This window comes from Acetobacter cerevisiae, from assembly GCF_001580535.1.
Classification (GTDB): domain Bacteria; phylum Pseudomonadota; class Alphaproteobacteria; order Acetobacterales; family Acetobacteraceae; genus Acetobacter; species Acetobacter cerevisiae.
The window spans coordinates 1-18,194 of sequence record NZ_LHZA01000139.1; the positions used below are offsets into that span (position 1 = coordinate 1).

The following is an 18,194-nucleotide window of genomic DNA, read 5'->3' on the forward strand; positions in this document are numbered from 1 at the left end:
TTTTCATAATCTAACCCGATGTACAACCCTTCTGTGAGATTTCCGCGTCATGGCTTTCAGCCGGCAGACAGGGCTCCATATTGCGTTTGACGGCAAGGTAGCAGATAACCTGCGCTCTGCCCCCCTTTACGGAAAGATGGATAACTTCTCAGCACTGCATAAACTTCTCGGAACAAACACCTTCAAAATTGATGCTTCTAACCAAAATTTCATAACACTCCGAGCAAAAACAGCCCAAAAAACTAAAACATCGGAACAGGCCAGAGAAGATAACCTGACCGTACAAGGGCATAGAAGAGAACTTCGTACTAAACGCAATTTTGCCGGTGTGGTAGACACCGCCACCTATGACGATCTCTCCAACCTTGGGGGTGCCACCTCTATTGCCCAGATGCTCACGCAGCTACCGGGTGTTACTGGCATTCGTAATGGGGATGAACCCCGCTACATCAGTGTGCGTGGCGTTTCTTCTGACCTGAACCAGACAACATTAGATGGCATAACACTTGCCAGCATTAGTGATGGTGGCAGCATCAGGCGCCGTGTAAACTTACAGAATATACCAGCAGAAATGACGGGTGAAGACAGTATTTATAAAACTTTTACCGCCGAGCAGGATGGCGGGGCCATTGGTGCGGTTATTGATATGAATCCCCGGAGCGCTTTTGACCACAAAGGCCTCTACAAATACATTAACGCTTATGGCATCTACTCGACCGAAAAAGGGTCTGCTGGCGCTAACAAGATCCCCGGTATGTCCCCTCACCTGGGGCAAGGCGCTAAAGCCGTTTTTTCCGATAGATTTGGGAAAAACAATGAATTTGGGATTATGACCTCATTCCGGTACCAAAAACGGACGCGCAATACGAGCAAAACATGGCAGGAAGATAGCTACAACTATTACGACACCAAAGGTAAAATCCTTAAACCCAACGCCTCCACCACACCCGGCTGGAACGGCATGACGGCCCCCCGCTACGTTGATGGTGGCAGCTATTCCAATGACCTCAATACTTTAGGGGGAGCAGCCCGTTTGGAATGGCGTCCGAAAAATACCGGATTAAGCGCGTCAGTCATGGGCTACGCCTACCAGAGGTGGGAAGACTCCTTTATGGAGCATAACGAATATCTTCTTGACGATACGGGGATATGGAACCAAACGCCCACGAGTGGGCGAGAATATATTTACAGAGCTCGCACTATTGGTCGTAAAGATAACTGGAAAATGAATACCAATGGTGTTTTGGGCAATTTGAACTGGCACGACAATATTTCAACCCTTAAATTACGCGCTGGTTACACTTGGGAAGATTACTTCAATCATGAGCCCTATGTCACCGCCAGAGTTTACCCAAGTGAAAAAGGGAATAAGGCCGTTTTTGCGGACTACACCATCGACAAAGAAAGAGTAGCAACCCTTACAGATATTAGCGATATGAATAAACTGCTTAATAGCGGTTATACATTTCAGACAGTACAACAAGAGTACGACCGCGACCATGAAGGCGTGGCAAACGTGCGTCTGGATTACACACGAAATCTTAATCCTGACTCTCACGGATTTGGGTTTGCAAGTGGGTTTGAATGGCGCAGCCTGGATGCGACCAATTCCTCTAACCAGCTTTGGTATAACTCTGGAGGAGATGCGACTTCCAGTATGTTTATTCCAGACATGAAAAACCCTAATGGACCTTTTTTTGATCTGACCCATTTTGCGTGGGATAAGCAAACGCTTGATGCAGACAAGTCACGTAGTTACACGCAACTAGCTTATTTCCGCTATAAAGAACAACTTTTTGACGGCTACGTCTCCCTTCACTACAAATGGCGGCATTCGCAACTCATTGCGGGTGTTCGGGCAGACGCTGTAAATTTTAATGCGTTTATTCCTGAAACAGACGGGGCAAATGCAACAGGAAAAATCAATAAGAAGAACGGTGGTTACATCAACCCCTTGCCTTCTTTAACCTTTGTGCATGAATTTCCTCGTGATTTAATACTTCATGCAGTTTACAGCTAATCTGTTGGGCGCCCACAACCAACAGATCTCGCTCAGGCCGAACAATATAGCTGTGGTAACAGTGACGATACGCAGGCGGGGAGTGTGAATTGCTCACTGACGCGCGGCAATCCCAATCTGCGCCCACGTCAGGCGCAAAACTTTGATGTCTCAATAGATAAGTTCTTTAACCATGGTCGTGGTGTTTTTAGCGTCGCTTATTTTAACAAAATAATAAAACACGACATTTACACAACGAGATCTACAGAGCTTATTAATGATGAACTCACATACGTTAAACAACCGCGCAATGCCAACACCTCAACACTTATGGGTGTTGAAGTTTCTGTTGTGAACCGCAGCATTAAAGGCCCATGGAATCAGTCTTTTGACATCAATGCCAGCGGCACATGGATGCGTGGCCGGATGACTTATGAAGGTGCAAATGTTTCCTACAAACTCAATCAACTCCCTGAGCAGCCAAAGTATATTTTTAACGGAAGCGTAACCTGGCACATTCCGCAAATACGCGGCGCACTGAAAGCATCCTTTTCTTACTCAGCAAAATACCTCGAAGGACTGAATGATGATCCGACGCAAATTTATGGTTATGGCTCGCAGCCAAGTTTAGACATTGGCGCATGGCACGACATTACGGACACTCTTCGCTTTAAATATGAAGTTTATAATCTGGCTGGGTCACATACACGGATGTATTACGGTAAAAACCTCAATCGCCTTGAAGCAAAAGAAAACTACGGCCGCAGCATCTATTTTGAGGTCGTTTACAACTAACGGACTCTCCACGCCAACAACAGATCACTCCCTTAAAACCACTTGCCCTCCTTTTACTCCGTGGCCCTTTACGGGGTCACGGTATTTCGGCCTATAAGAGTGACCTGCCTAAACCAAGAGCAGGCCGGCTCTATCGGGCCGAGTGCACTGGCAGCAATATTCGCGCCCTGAGGGCGGGGAACTATTCCCTACGCTCCACGTTGTTATTCGTAGTGACTCATCCCCTCCATCGCAAAAGCTGGAGATAGGTGAACACTTTTCTATATAAATCAAAGCGTTTCAATTCTTCTGTGACACCTGGTGATCAAGGAGAAAACCATGAAGATGCAGTCTCATCTACGTCGGGCTGCTTCCCTTACTGCCAGGAGCGATACGGCAGAACGACTGAAAACGATTTTCTAAACCCAACTGGCTTACAAGAAAAACTTGCATAAAGTCAGCAATCCGCTCGCGCAGAAGCCTTTTCCGAAAACAAAGACAAAAACCCTTTTCTCTTCCAAGCGCTAAGACGGAGCAACAGCATGGACGGCTCTACGGATTTTCCTCAACATGCAGCGCGTCGGGCCGACCGCCCGTCTTTCTGGCTGCGTCTCTTCAAGCCCGATACATCCCTTTACTGGCAGAACGATGGAGCGCCGGTAAAAAGCGAAATTTTCGGCATTGAGCGCCTTGAGGCACATGCCCGTAGTCTGGCCGTTGCTCAGACAATTACTCACAAAAGCAAGACGAGCAGTTATCCATTAAAACATCGCCTCGCAGAAAATGGTATTTTCCTTCGCAAAACAGATGCCGCTATTACAGAAGCGCTGCAGGCCGGGAAACAGTTAACACCTGCAGCCCAGTGGCTTGCCGACAATTATGCGCTTATTGATATGCAGATCAGGGAAACAAGCCTTGACCTGTCTCCCGGTTACTATGCCCGCCTGCCCAAGCTGGCAAACGGACCATTTGAAGGATTACCCCGGATTTTTGGCGTGATGTGGGCGCTTGTCGCCCATACTGACAGCCACCTGCATCAGGATGTCCTTTGCCGCTATCTTCTGGCCTATCAAAGTGTGACGCCTCTCACCATTGGGGAACTGTGGGCTGTTCCCATGACCCTGCGGATTGTGCTCATTGAAAATCTGCGCCGGACCGCGCACGCCATCATCGACAATAGTAACAGTCGCCGCGCGGCTGATCTTTTTGCCGATAAACTTGAAAAAACTCGTAAAGACGAAGGCCTCTCCATCCAGAAGGTTCTCTCTCTCGTTGAGCCAGAAAGCCTGACCCCGGCTTTTGTTGCCCGTCTCGTTCATCGGTCAAGAGGGCTGGATCTGGAAAAAGATCCTGCTCTGGTCTGGCTAGAGCAACGTCTGGCAGACAAGAAAAGCAGTATTGAAAAAACCATTCAGGACGATTTTCAAAATCAAGAGGCGTTCAACGCTACTGTTCGCAATATCATCACGAGCCTACGCTTGATTACCGGTCTGGACTGGACAGAAATCTTTGAGCAGATCTGTCTGATTGATAAAGCCTTCACAAACTATCCAAGCTTTACTCTGGCCGATTTTGCAAGCCGAGACCTGTACCGTAAGGCCATTGAAGATCTGGCGCTTGGCAGCAAAGTCTCTGAGCTCGATATCGCCCATCGCGCCATTGCCTTTGCACAACAGGCGCAGGAAACGCACGCCTCAGACCCGCGCAAAAGCGACCCTGGCTATTACCTTCTTCTGGACGGTCGCCTGGCGCTCGAAGCCGAAGTGGGGTTCACCCCTCCCCTTTCCAGAAAAGTTATACGAGATTTCTGCCATCATGGAATTACCGGATATAGTCTGGCTATTTTCATCATGTCACTCTTTTTCCTTAGCATTCCCATCTGGATTTCAGAAAAAGAATACACCCCCACATTCTGGCTGGCCCTTGTCGTAATCTGTGCCGCAATCCCAACATCGGAGGCTGCTGTCGCCTGCATCAACAGGCTCGCCCTCCGTGCGGTTAAAGTCACCATGCTGCCGGGTCTTGAGCTGTTGCAGGGCATCCCGGACCATATGCGCACTCTTGTTGTCATTCCCGCCCTTCTAACAGATGCAAAAACTGTCAAAGAGCTTCTGACGCGGCTTGAAATCCACTATCTGGCCACGCACGACAGGAGCGTCCATTTTGCCCTCCTGACCGACTGGAAAGATTGTGACACCGAAGTCAGTCCGGATGATGGCGTGCTTTTGCATCAGGCCGTTACCGGTATTGCTCTCCTGAATCAGCGCTTTGGCGCATCTCCTAATGGAGACAGGTTTCTGCTTTTGCATCGCCGCCGCATCTGGAGCGAGAGTGAGGGCGCATGGATGGGATGGGAGCGCAAGCGCGGAAAGCTCCATGAGCTAAACCGGCTGCTACGCGGCGCCACCGACACGACGTTTCTTGACGACCAGAGCCGTCTTCTGCCGCAAAACGTTCGCTATGTTGTCACGCTGGATGCGGATACACGCCTCCCTCTGGAAACAGTGCGGCGGTTGGTTGGCAAGCTTGCTCACCCTCTTAATAGCCCGCAATTCAATCCTGAAACCCGAAGAATTGAGAAAGGCTATGCCATCCTGCAACCCCGGGTGACGCCTTCTCTCCCCGTCGGGCATCACAGTACGGTCTTTCAAAAAATCTATTCCACATCCAGCGGGATCAATGCCTATTCCGCCGCCATCTCGGACCTTTATCAGGACATGTTTGGAGAAGGGTCCTACGCGGGGAAAGGCATTTATGACATTGATGCTTTTGAATCCGCTCTGGCCGGCCGTGTACCGGAAGGCACCCTTCTGAGCCATGATCTGTTTGAAGGCATTTTTGCACGCGCAGCCCTTGCCTCTGATATTGAAGTCGTTGAGGAATTTCCGACCGATTACATGGTCTCAGCTCAACGGCTGCATCGCTGGACGCGCGGCGACTGGCAACTCCTGCCGTGGATCATTTCCGGCACAACAAAAACACCGCTACCGCATGACCGCCTGTCCGGAATTGCCCGCTGGAAAATGCTTGATAACCTGCGCCGGACACTGTGCGCTCCGTTCACACTCATCACCTTACTGGCATGCTGGCTTCTTACGCCAGACAACGCGGCCATCTGGACGCTCTTTATCCTTTTGATAGTCGCTCTTCCCGCCTTCCTGCCTGTTCTGCCGGATCTTTTCCCACGGCGAGAATGGATCACCTTCCGGAGCTACTTCACCGTCATTACGTCACACCTCATGACCGCAGCCATCATGACGGCGCTCAATCTCACGTTTCTGGCCCATCAGGCCTTTCTTATGATGGATGCAATCTGTCGCACCTTCGTGCGGGTCTTCATAACGCGTCGCCTGCTGTTACAGTGGGTTCCGGCGGCCCATACGGCCCACCTGCTCCAGTCGGGCATGGCGCAATATTATCAGAAAATGCTGGCAGCTCCCATTTTTGCTGGCGTGCTCACCCTTTACGTCATGTGGACAGACCCTGAGACCCTCCTCTTATGTGCACCTCTTGCCTGCCTGTGGGTTCTGTCCCCCGCTCTTGCTTTGTGGACCAGCCGCTCTCCCATCATCCCTTCTCAGTCACGCCCTTCCAGAACTGATATCAGAACACTCCGCCTCACCGCGCGCAGAACATGGCGTTTTTTTGAAACCTTCGTCACTCCGGCTGATAATATGCTGCCGCCAGACAACTTTCAGGAAGACCCCAGCCTCGTTCTGGCCCGACGCACCTCGCCCACCAATATTGGCCTCTATCTGCTTTGCGCCATTAATGCGCGCGACTTTGGATGGTCTGGCCTTCAGGACACGGTGGAACGGCTGGACTCCACCCTGAAAACAGTCCGCAAAATGAAGAAATACCGGGGCCATTTATACAACTGGTATAGTACAGAAACCCTCGAGCCTCTGAGCCCTCTTTATGTTTCTACAGTGGATAGCGGCAACTTCGCCGGGCATCTCATTACCGTTGCCAGCACCTGCCGTGAATGGCTCACGCAGGAAACTGAGCCTCATGACTGGCGAGCCGGCCTTTCCGACGCCATCACAATCGCCATTATGGAAATTACTTTTAGAGACGGAATACGCCTTCAGCTCACCAAACAGCAGCGCGTTCTTCTCAGATCTCTTGGAAAACTGAAAAATGCAGTCCTGTCAGCACCAGAAGACAAAACGAGCCTGACTCTCACGCATTTCCTCCAGCAGGCGAAAATTATTGCGGAGCATGCAGCCCATCTGTTTCCGTTCCCGGAAGAGTCATCCATACCTTCATCCAGAGACCCGGCCTTCTGGGCCTCAGCTCCGCTCCGCACGCTGGAAAGTCACCTTCGCGACTTCGACCAGTCCCGAAAATCCGGCCTTCTGGAACGTATTCAAACGCTGGAGTATCAGGCCCAACAGCTTGCTAACGAGATGGATTTCAGTTTTCTGCGCGATACATCCCGGAAACTGCTGTCCATTGGCTTTCTGGTGCAAGACGACACGGCGGATGCCAACTGTTACGACCTTCTCGCATCGGAAGCACGGCTGGCTGTGTATTTTGCCATTGCCAAAGGGGACATTCCCGCACGGGACTGGTTCCGCCTGGGCAGGGCTATAACGCCTTCTGGCAATGGGGCAGCACTTGTCTCATGGTCCGGGTCAATGTTCGAATATCTGATGCCCTCTCTGGTCATGCGTGCGCCCGTCGGCAGCCTGCTGCAGGAAACGAATGCCCGGATTGTCCAACGCCAGATCGCCTATGGACAAAGCCGAAACATTCCCTGGGGCATTTCCGAGGCCGCTTATAACGTCCGGGATCTTGACTATACTTATCAGTATTCAAATTTTGGCGTGCCCGGACTAGGTCTCAAACGTGGCCTTGCGCAGGATATGGTTGTGGCTCCGTATGCGACCTTGCTGGCCGCGATGATTGATCCACAAAAAGCTGTCGCCAACCTCTCCGTTCTGGAAAAAACCGGTGCACAAGGACGATACGGCTTTTTTGAAGCACTGGATTACACGCCCGAACGTATTCCTGAGAACCAGACTGTGGCGATTGTCCGCGCTTACATGGCACACCATCAGGGCATGTCCATTCTCGCAGTTGCTGATACTGTTCTGAACGGGGTCATGAGAACCCGTTTTCATAATGACCCAACCATGGCCTCTGCAGAGCTGCTCCTGCAAGAGCGCGCACCAGACAAAAGCGCTGTGGCCCGCCCTCTCCCTGCCGAACAGGCTATTCCCGCCCCGGCCCCCGAAGCAACGATACGCGCAGGCCGTTACTATAGCACAGCCTACACGCAGGAGCCGGTAACGCATCTGCTTTCAAACGGCCGTTATACTGTCATGCTCACATCTGCTGGTTCTGGTTACAGCAGTTGGCAGGGACAGATGCTTACACGGTGGCGAGAAGACCCTACGCTCGACCAGCATGGTTCTTATGTCTATCTGAAAAACGTTAAAACAGGTTTTGTCTGGTCTGCGGGCATCCAGCCCTGTGGCACTATACCCGATGACTATCTGGTTGGTTTTCACGAAGATCGTGCAGAAATTTCCCGCCGGGATGGAGCACTCACCACCACTCTGGACATCATGGTTTCCGCAGAAGATGATGCTGAGGTTCGGCACCTCACGCTCTCCAATGCAGGTCATGAGACGCAGGAAATCGATATCACCTCCTATGCTGAACTCGCACTTCTGGCCCAAGACGCAGACCTGGCGCATCCAGCGTTCACCAAGCTGTTTGTTCAGACCGAATATCTTCCTGAAGCCAAAGCGCTTATTGCCACGCGCAGGCGCAGAACCCCGGATGAGGCAGAAATCTGGGTTGTCCATCTTGCTGTTTCTCCGCTTCCCATCCGCATGGGAACAGACCGGGCAGACTTCATCGGTCGCAACCACACCGTGCGATCTCCGGTCGCCTTGACGAGAAAAACCGCGTTATCAGGACAAACAGGAACTGTTCTTGACGCCTCTTTCTCTCTTCGTTGCAGGGCAACGCTCAAACCGGGCACCACAACGCGCATTTCTTTCTGGACCATGGCGGCATCATCCCGGGAAAAACTTCTGGACCTGATTGATACGCATAAGGATGCTGCCGCTCTGGACCGCGTGCGCACTCTGGCCTGGACACAAGCACAAATCCAGTTGCGTCACCTTGATATCAATCCGACGGAAGCAGACCTGTTCCAGCGTCTGGCAAGCCATATCCTGTTTGCAGGCTCTTCTCTGCGCGCATCATCCCCTGCCATCAGGCTTGGCGCGGGCCCCCAGACGGGATTGTGGGAGCTCGGCATTTCAGGCGACCTCTCTCTCGTTGTTCTGACAGTCAAGGAAAATTCAGGGACAGACATCGTACGTCAGGTTCTGCTGGCTCATGAATATTTCCGCCTCAAACAACTCCCGATTGATCTGGTTATCCTGAACGACCACCCCTCTTCCTACCTGCAGGATCTCCAGATCTCTTTGGAAAATCTGGTGCGTTCCATTCCTAAAGCCGCAACAGGGGCCGGGTCAGTTCGTATTTTACGGACTGATCTGCTCTCCCCCGGCACTCTGGCTCTTCTCCTGTCCGTTGCGCGCGTTGTTCTGGGCGCAAAAGACAGCCTTGAGGAACAGCTTGATCTGGCAGAATCCCAGCCTGCACAGACGCCGCCTGCCTTTCAGCCTCTTCCCATTTCCGAGCCTGCCGCATTTGATACGCCCCCCGTGCCAGAACTGGAGTTCTTCAATGGTTACGGTGGGTTTGCAAATAATGGCGAAACTTATGTTGTTGTGCTGTCTCCGGGCACGTCCACACCAGCTCCGTGGATCAACGTCATAGCCAACGAGACATTCGGCTTTCTGGCCTCAGCAGAAGGCAGCGGGCACACATGGGCTCTTAACAGCCGGGAACATCAGATCACACCCTGGTCCAATGACCCGATCAGCAATCCTCCGGGTGAGATTTTCTATCTGCGAGATGAAGAAACTCATACTGTCTGGAGCCTTACCGCCGCAGTCCGACGAGACGCCGGCGCAACTTACGTCACCCATCATGGGCGGGGCTATACGCGCTACGAGCGGATAGCCCACGGCATTGCCAGCAGCCTGTTGCAATATGTGCCGCCAACAGACCCGATAAAACTCTCACGCATTCAACTGCATAATCTTTCGGGACAGTCCCGCACCCTGTCCCTCACCAGCTATGTGGAATGGGTTCTGGGAACCTCCCGCACGAAAACAGCCCCTTTCATCACCACCGAAACAGACTCAAAAACCGGCGCCCTTTTTGCCAGAAACCAATGGGATGGGACCTATGGCTCCCGTGTAGCCTTTGCGGATCTGGGCAGCTACGTCACGACCATTTCCGGGGATCGCAAGAGTTTTGTTGGCCGCAACGGGTCTCTGGATAACCCGGGTGCCTTTACCCATTCTGAAGGCGTGCACAGCGCAACAGGAGCCGGGCTGGACCCCTGTGGCATCCTCCAGACCCTTATTACGCTGCCGGCCAATGGCCGTGTGGAAATTGTCTTCCTGCTTGGTGAGGCGTCGGACGAAGCTGAAGCAAGGCGGCTTATTCTCCAGTATCGCACGGCAGACCTTGATGACGTTCTGCAAGCCGTTACCGCAAAATGGGATACAGTCTGCCATGCCATTCAGGTCCAAACCCCTGATAGAAGCATGGATATCATGCTCAATGGCTGGCTTTTGTATCAGACTCTCTCCAGTCGTGTTCTGGCCAGAGCGGGCTTTTATCAGGCCAGTGGCGCCTTTGGCTTCCGGGATCAGTTGCAGGATGGCATGGCGCTCGCAACATCCTCCCCCGAGCGGGTTCGGGAGCATATTTTACGGGCAGCATCTCGCCAGTTTCCTGAAGGCGATGTGCAACACTGGTGGCTTCCGCAAACTGGCTCTGGTGTTCGCACCCATATTTCTGATGATTGCACCTGGCTGGCCTACACAGTAGCCCACTATGTCACGACAACCGGAGACAAGGCCGTTCTGGACGAAAGTATAGGCTTCCTTGAGGCTCCCCCTCTGCCGATTACAGAACACGACCATTTTACGGTTCCCGCACTCTCTTCTGAAAAAGCCAGTCTGTTTGAGCATTGTGCGCGGGCACTGGACCATAGTCTACCTGTGGGAGACCACGGCCTGCCACTTATGGGAACAGGAGACTGGAATGACGGGATGAACAGGGTGGGAGAACAGGGCCGAGGAGAAAGCGTGTGGCTGGGCTGGTTCCTCTACACCACGCTGAAGATATTCATTCCTCTTGCCCTTGAGCGACATGACACGGCTCGAGCCTCAGCCTGGCAGAACCACACTGAAAAGCTGGCCAATGCTCTGGAACGCGCATGGGATGGAGACTGGTATCTGCGTGCCTATTTTGATGACAGCACGCCCCTTGGCTCTCATAAAAACACTGAATGCCAGATTGATGCCATTTCCCAGTCCTGGGCCGTTCTGTCTAATGCGGCGTCTCCCGAACGCACGCATCACGCCATGTACTCGGCTGTTGAGCATCTTGTCCGCCCGCAGGATGGACTGATCCTTGTTCTCACACCGCCTTTTGACAAAGCGCTGCCTGATCCCGGTTATATCAGAGGCTACCCGCCCGGAGTGCGGGAAAATGGAGGGCAATATACCCATGCGGCACTCTGGACAGTAATGGCCATTGCAGCACAGGGAGACGGTAATCAGGCTCATGCTTTGTTCAGCATGCTTAACCCCATCCAGCACGCCCGCACACAGGAGCAGGCAAACCGTTACAAACTGGAACCTTACGTGGTTGCTGCGGATATTTATTCAGTAGCTCCGCACATCGGGCGAGGTGGCTGGTCCTGGTATACCGGGTCGGCCGGATGGATGCAGCGCACAGGCATTGAATCCCTTCTTGGCATTCGCATTCAGGGAGACATGCTTTTGATAACCCCCTGCATTCCACGGGAATGGCCTGAATTTGAAGTCACGCTCCACTGGCGCAGCAGTCAGTATCATTGCATCATCAAGAACCCTAACCGGGTTAGTCACAGCGCATCACCAGGCCTGACCGTCGATAATATCTCTTTGGGGAAAACAGACAGACTTCAACTCCAGGATGATGGAGCAAGTCATACAGTTATTTATACGATTTAGTTAAAAGTATCTACATAACTGCGATATTAAGAGAAGAACATATTCTCTTAATATCGCGTTGTAGGCAGGAAAAATTATTACCCGATATCGTCCTGCCCCTTAAAATTTATGGGTGAAAACCGCCAGCGGTATCCGTCGCAACTGCATCATCCAGATCATCCGTAGCACCACTCACCCCCACGGCACCAATAAGATACTGGCCGTTCATAACAGGGGCAGAACCCGGCACGGCCGTAATGCCCGGCAGAGTTGTGAGAAATGCCTGGTTCTGGCTAACCCGTTCTGCCAGAACTTTCCCACGGGAACTGTAGAGAGCCGCCGTTCGGGCTTTCTTGATGGCTGTTTCATCAGTGCCTGTCTGAGAATCATCCATCCGCGTAAATGCCAGCAACCTGCCTGATGCATCCACAATGGCAATGCTCACTTTCATGCTCCGCTGCTTTGCCGCGGCTTCTGCTGCATTTAGCAAACCTTTTGCGCCAGCACTGCTGAGCACAGTGCGCGTTAACACCTTGCTGTCATCAGCCTGCGCCGCAGCCATTGTGGAGAAGCCAGCAAGAATGGCCAAAGGCCCGAGAAATTTAAGTTTCATGTGACGTCCTGACCTGAAGAAGTTTTACCAACTTTTGTTTTTGTAAAAAGCATTCCCTGTCGCATGACGCTTCAGTGAAAATGCTTTGCCGTATCGACCACAAGCGCCTGCTCGGCTTCGTTCGTATCACCACTGGTGCCAATACTGCCGACCACAGTTTCACCCTGCTTGAAGACCGCACCACCCGCTGAAGGCAGAATGCCAGGAACAAAACCGATTGGAAGATTTTGCGCACGTGCAGCATCAAAAAACTCAATCGTATTGCGGGCAAATCGTGCTGCAGATTTTGCTTTGGCAATTGAAGCCTCTACACATCCTGCATAGGCGCCCTGCATCCGGATGAATGCGACAAGATTTCCATCGGTGTCTTCAACAGCAATGCACAGCTTAAGGTGACGGCTTTCAGCCAGACCAACCGCATAATGCGCCATATCCATCGCAGCATCTGTCGTAATGTTGAGCTGCGGCGCCGTTGAGGCCGCCTGCGCCAAAGCGGGTGAGGCACACAAAAGAGTGGACGCAAAAGCTGCAAGTATTTTTTTCATTGCAAAGGGTACCTTATTGGAGATGTTATTATTGACCCAGTCGTGACGTTTACTCTTTCCCTCCGCCAAGATTGCAAAATCATAAACGTCACACAGTAGAAAACTCGATACCGAAACCATCGGATCAAAAAAGAACCTACAATCAATACAGTATAAATCAATAAATATTTTATTTATCACGCTTATTTGATGATTAATTCCACCAATTACTACAGGTTAATATTTTTTATTTTAATCTATACCGACAAAACGATCCATCCCGGTATCTGTCTATCCTGAGATCTCCCTCAAAAGCATAACCCATTCAGTCCCTGGTCATCACATAATCGGGGCGCGTTGAAACGCAGAATGGCATCAGGAATCGTGGCATCCGTCCATGCGCAATCAGCCAGCCGTCAAGGGAGAATTTTCCTGCACCTGCAATGGCAAAACTGGCAAAAAATACGATCATGAGCATCGGATATTCCCAGCCGCCGACCGGTGCATTATTCCACGTAAAGCCATCCTCAAAATGGCGGCCATATTGGTTGGCAATCAGATAATAAAGCGCCGCGCCAACCCCAGCCATCCGGGTCAGAAACCCCATCCCGACACCAATCGCGATTGCAAGCTCACACAGGCCTGCCACAATAACCGCATTACCCCCAGATGAGAGTCCAAACCCAACAAACACCTGCGCCATATGGTGGAAGGAGTCCGCGCCAGCAAAGAGCTTTTCAGCAAAATGCCCGACCATATCAAAACCAAAATAGATGCGGATTACCGCCAGCTGCCATTGCAGGTGCCCATTCCATCCAGATGCCCGAAATCGCGTCCAGTCATGGATCATGCAATCCGCATAGAGGGCCAGATAAATCAGGAACGTGATGCTGGAGCTCGCCATGCCAGGAAAAGAGTCATGAATAGCCGCAACCCGCCAACTGATGACAAAAGGCAGGAGCGCCCCCAGGAAGCCAATCACAAAGCTTTTTGGCATCACAAAAACTGCAATGCTCAGGGCAAGGATATCCAGCCCTATTGTGGACCAACGTGCAAAATCTGGAATAACGGGCACGATAAAGGACGAATAGACCATTGTGCCGACAGACACAGCCAGAGCCACCCATAAGAGCCAGTAAGGCACATAACGCGGGCTTAACGCCGCAAAAGACGGAACCAACACATTTGGCTTCATGAACATTGTTTTTCTTCTTGTAAAAGATGTCAATTTTTAGCCATACAAAACGCATGACCTTATCCTAAACTCTTCCTTCAGCACCGTCATAACGTTACATGGGCATTCACCCCCAGCACCGCAGCATTCCTGACACGTCCGGAGCCTCCTGGCCGCCAGAAATACTGAAAATCCGGCGCAATATCGATGCCATTGCAGACGTGTACATTGTAAGTCGCATCAAATATGGACTCACGGCTTGCCAGAAGAGGTTTGTTTGGTGAGAGAGGGTCCAGCAGAATAGTCCCCTGCCCCGGCTGCCAGACCGATTTGACATTTGGACCATAACGCAACGCAGACCATGTCAGACCCAGTGCATCACGCGGACGTCCTGCAAACTGCCCGACATCTTCAATCCCCACATACGCCTGATCCGAGATAACAGAGATCCCGGACGTCACATGCGTATAACCACCCAGAATGATGATGCCGCTATCTGAATATTTCCCGTTCCGCACCAGCATCTGATCAAAGGCAACGTAGCTGATCATCTGGCCGTGCCGCCACCGTGTAGGGGTGTCTGTCGTTGCATCATTGTACGCATGCGGGGAAGAATCCCACAACATACCTGCTTTATAATGACCATTCAGCCTATGAGGCCCAAACGCAGGCTCATACCCTCCCCCTAGAGCCAGTGTTACACCTGTTATATGATCACCACCCCAGTCCGTCCCCGCTGTACCGCCTTTGAGGGGGCTGGTCTCATACGCTCCAAACGTAACATACGTTGGCTTGGTCGGCCGCACGCGCAGGACTGCGGACCATGCTGTTCCCGGCCAGGAAGAATACCCGTCGGTCAATGACGTTGCACGAGGCTGACTACAGGTGGCCCCGCCCATGACCAGACATTGCAACGGGCTGGAATCAAAATCCGGGCCCGGTGCATACCGTCCTGCCGTCAAAATAATCCTGCCATGCAACCATTTTTTTTGTGCATAGAAATACACCAGATGTATGAGCACGTTCCCGCCCCCACCATAAATCTGTTGTGGGTTAACCACCCCATCCTGCAGGGCATCTGTTGAAAGCCTTCTGCCATGACGCTGAACGACAGTGATTGTGGTCGTGAAATCCGGAATATTGAAGATTTTTCCCCAATCCAGATCAACCTCCATGGCAACCTGCCCAGCGAAATCCTGTGCCTTGCGTGTGCCTCCCGTAAGATTGCCTGCAAATTCCGACCAGTCATCCAGCAGAATATCGACGCCTTTTTTTGAAAGCGATGACCGCCAGCGCCCCACTTCGCCCTCCAGAAGATGTGTGACGGGCGGAGCAGGAGGATAATCGGAATCAGGCGGTATCGCGTTAAGAATTTCTGGCCGAGCGCCCGGGCCAGTCACTGTGGACTGTGCCCAGGTTTCGGCCGCAGGAACCAGCATCGCAACTACCAAAGCCACGATGAGTGGAAAACACCGCATGACACGCGGCCACTACAGAGTTGAACGAAAGTAAAACATTCTGAAACCTCTTTTATTTTTCTTATTATGGATTTCTTTGTTGTTGTTTTTGTAAGGCCGGAACGCTGCCATCTTTCTGATGGCTTACGCGCTCCTTTTTAGTCTGCTACCGATTTAGCCGTGCGTCGGCATAGAAAATTCTGCCCCGGCCCGAATACCTGTCGGCCAACGCTGGGTGACAGCCTTCATACGTGTGAAGAAACGCACCCCCTCCGGGCCATGCATATGATGGTCACCAAACAGGGAATCCTTCCATCCCCCAAAGGAATGAAACGCCATTGGCACCGGGATCGGCACGTTAATCCCGACCATTCCAGCGGTTACACGATGCGTGAAAGTGCGTGCGCTATCCCCATCCCGTGTAAAGATGGCAGTACCATTCCCGTAGGGGCTGCCATTAACCAGCTCAAGGGCCGTTTCAAAATCTGGCGCACGCATCACGCACAGGACCGGGCCAAAAATTTCCTCGCGGTAGATCTCCATTTCCGCTGTCACATTATCGAAAAGCGTGCCGCCGAGGAAAAATCCGTTTTCATGCCCTTTCACCACAAGCTCACGCCCGTCAACAACCAAAGTCGCGCCCTGTTCAACACCTGTATCAATCAGCTGCCGAATTTTTGCCCGGTGCTGCGCAGTGACAACCGGCCCCATCTCACTGCTTTCATCCGTGCCGACGCCAATCCGTAGCGCCTTAGCGCGGTCTGCAATCATTTCGACAAGCGGGTCCGCTACCGGCCCAACGGCCACAGCAACGGAAATGGCCATACAGCGCTCTCCGGCTGATCCATAGGCTGCGCCAATCAGGGCATCAACGGTCTTTTCAAGATCGCAATCAGGCATGACGATGGCATGGTTCTTCGCCCCACCAAGGGCCTGAACCCGCTTGCCGGCTGCCGTGCCGGTTGCGTACACATGTTTTGCAATGGGAGTTGAGCCAACAAAGCTGACCGCTGAGATGGCAGGATGCTCAAGGATTGCATTAACCATATCCTTATCACCATGCACTACCTGGAACACACCGTCCGGCAGCCCGGCTTCCCTGAAAAGATCCGCCAGAAGAACTGACGCTGACGGATCCCGCTCAGAAGGCTTCAGGATGAAACAGTTCCCCGTCGCAATAGCCATGGGCGCCATCCACAAAGGCACCATGACCGGGAAGTTAAACGGTGTGATGCCTGCGGTAATACCCAGAGGCTGGCGCATGGTCCACGCATCAATGCCGCGGCTGACCTGCTCGGTATATTCGCCTTTGAGAAGTTCAGGCGCACCCGTGGCGAACTCCACCACTTCCAGACCGCGTGTCACTTCACCTTTTGCATCTGAGAGCACCTTACCGTGTTCAGCGGTAATAATAGCCGCCAGTTCGTCACGATGCGCCTCGATCAGATCACGCGCTTTAAACAGGATACGTGCACGCGTCAGCGGGGGCGTTTCGGCCCAGTCTGGAAAAGCCTTCTGTGCAGCAGCAATCGCCGCTTCCAGGTCATCCGCATCACCCAATGCCACCTGATGCGCAACCTCACCCGTCGCCGGGTTAAAAACATCAGACCGACGCGTGCCATGCCCCTCCGTATGCTGTCCACCAATAACGTGAGGAATTGTCACCATTTTTTGCTCCTGCTGTTCAGAGATATTGAATAGAAAAGAAAGGTTAATAAGAGGCCGGGACTTCGTGCCGGGGGAGCCCCTCTTTTTCCGGCGTACACTGGTCTGAAGCGATCAGGCGTCGCACCTCTGCAACGCTGTCCTGTGCGGCTTGCGCAAGCAGGCGTACATCATTAGAAACCGTGACCAGATCACACCCCCATGAGAGCGCTTTGGCGGCATAGGCAGCAGAACCGTTATGCAACCCCATGCGGAGACCAGCAGCGTGCGCCGTCTTCCTGATATGATGGATGGCCTCCAGCATCTCCGGCTCTTCACGATCAAAACCAGTGCGGTAGCGTCTGCCTGTCAGCCCGAGCGTGAGGTCTGCCGGACCGACATAAACGCCATCCAGACCGGGTGTGCGGACAATCTCCTCCAGATTGCTCACCGCCTCGGCTGTTTCGATCATCGCAAAGCACAGCACTTCATCATCCGCGATAGCCGCATAATCGCTTCCAAATGCAAAATTTGCCCGTGTAGGACCAAAACTTCGGCAGCCATGCGGCGGATACCGCACATAGGAAACCAGTCGCTCTGCATCTGCGCGAGTATTGACCATCGGGCAGATGACGCCCCACGCCCCGGCATCAAGCGCCTTCATGATAGCCCCCGGTTCAAGCCAGGGAGCACGCACCATAGGCGCTACGCCTGATGCCCTCAGAGCCTGAAGCATGAGCAGCATGGTTTCATAGCCAACGGCCCCATGCTGCGTGTCAATCGTCACGGAATCATATCCGCAGGACGCCATGATCTCGGCTGAAAAAGGGCTTGCGATAGAAAGCCAGCCGTTGATGGCCCCTCTTCCCTCTGTCCAGATTTTGCGTATCGGATTTCTCTGCATGTTCATCACCCTGTACCTGCCTGTT

At 52.5% G+C, this 18,194-nt stretch carries 8 protein-coding genes and 1 pseudogene; 3 read left to right on the plus strand and 6 right to left on the minus strand.

The window, feature by feature from the left end:
* Positions 1-49: 49 nt before the first annotated feature.
* From AD928_RS06600 to AD928_RS06610, 3 genes and pseudogenes are all read left to right on the plus strand, one after another.
* Complete coding sequence (locus AD928_RS06600; RefSeq protein WP_062249254.1) at positions 50-2,020, plus strand: TonB-dependent receptor plug domain-containing protein; 1,971 nt, start codon at positions 50-52, stop codon at positions 2,018-2,020.
* Between the two features lie 24 nt (positions 2,021-2,044).
* Positions 2,045-2,794, plus strand: a pseudogene (locus AD928_RS06605) (TonB-dependent receptor domain-containing protein); the annotation flags it as partial.
* 521 nt (positions 2,795-3,315) lie between these two features.
* Complete coding sequence (locus AD928_RS06610) at positions 3,316-11,874, plus strand: GH36-type glycosyl hydrolase domain-containing protein (RefSeq protein WP_062249258.1); 8,559 nt, start codon at positions 3,316-3,318, stop codon at positions 11,872-11,874.
* A 106-nt stretch (positions 11,875-11,980) separates the two neighbouring features.
* On the opposite strand, the gene AD928_RS06615 is transcribed toward AD928_RS06610, so the two are convergent.
* From AD928_RS06615 to AD928_RS06640, 6 genes are all read right to left on the minus strand, one after another.
* Entirely contained in the window at positions 11,981-12,466 is a 486-nt protein-coding gene (locus AD928_RS06615) for a GlcG/HbpS family heme-binding protein (RefSeq protein ID WP_062249261.1), read from the minus strand.
* Positions 12,467-12,537: 71 nt separating this feature from the next.
* A complete protein-coding gene (locus tag AD928_RS06620) occupies positions 12,538-13,191 on the minus strand; it encodes a GlcG/HbpS family heme-binding protein (RefSeq protein WP_233419987.1) in 654 nt (217 codons plus the stop codon).
* Positions 13,192-13,315: 124 nt separating this feature from the next.
* Complete coding sequence (locus tag AD928_RS06625) at positions 13,316-14,185, minus strand: DoxX family protein (protein WP_233419988.1); 870 nt, start codon at positions 14,183-14,185, stop codon at positions 13,316-13,318.
* An 86-nt stretch (positions 14,186-14,271) separates the two neighbouring features.
* A complete protein-coding gene (locus AD928_RS06630) occupies positions 14,272-15,621 on the minus strand; it encodes a carbohydrate porin (protein ID WP_167347352.1) in 1,350 nt (449 codons plus the stop codon).
* 174 nt (positions 15,622-15,795) lie between these two features.
* The gene (locus tag AD928_RS06635) at positions 15,796-17,289 is read right to left on the minus strand and encodes a CoA-acylating methylmalonate-semialdehyde dehydrogenase (protein WP_062249267.1); all 1,494 of its coding nucleotides are present in this window, start codon (positions 17,287-17,289) and stop codon (positions 15,796-15,798) included.
* 43 nt (positions 17,290-17,332) lie between these two features.
* The gene (locus AD928_RS06640; RefSeq protein WP_156470131.1) at positions 17,333-18,175 is read right to left on the minus strand and encodes an HpcH/HpaI aldolase family protein; all 843 of its coding nucleotides are present in this window, start codon (positions 18,173-18,175) and stop codon (positions 17,333-17,335) included.
* Positions 18,176-18,194: the final 19 nt, after the last annotated feature.

Bases quoted from the DNA above. Each gene is read 5' to 3' on its own strand.
- AD928_RS06600 (WP_062249254.1), top strand. From the start codon at position 50: ATGGCTTTCAGCCGGCAGACAGGGCTCCATATTGCGTTTGACGGCAAG.
- AD928_RS06610 (WP_062249258.1), top strand. From the start codon at position 3,316: ATGGACGGCTCTACGGATTTTCCTCAACATGCAGCGCGTCGGGCCGAC.
- AD928_RS06615 (WP_062249261.1), bottom strand. From the start codon at position 12,466: ATGAAACTTAAATTTCTCGGGCCTTTGGCCATTCTTGCTGGCTTCTCC.
- AD928_RS06625 (WP_233419988.1), bottom strand. From the start codon at position 14,185: ATGAAGCCAAATGTGTTGGTTCCGTCTTTTGCGGCGTTAAGCCCGCGT.
- AD928_RS06635 (WP_062249267.1), bottom strand. From the start codon at position 17,289: ATGGTGACAATTCCTCACGTTATTGGTGGACAGCATACGGAGGGGCAT.
- AD928_RS06640 (WP_156470131.1), bottom strand. From the start codon at position 18,175: ATGAACATGCAGAGAAATCCGATACGCAAAATCTGGACAGAGGGAAGA.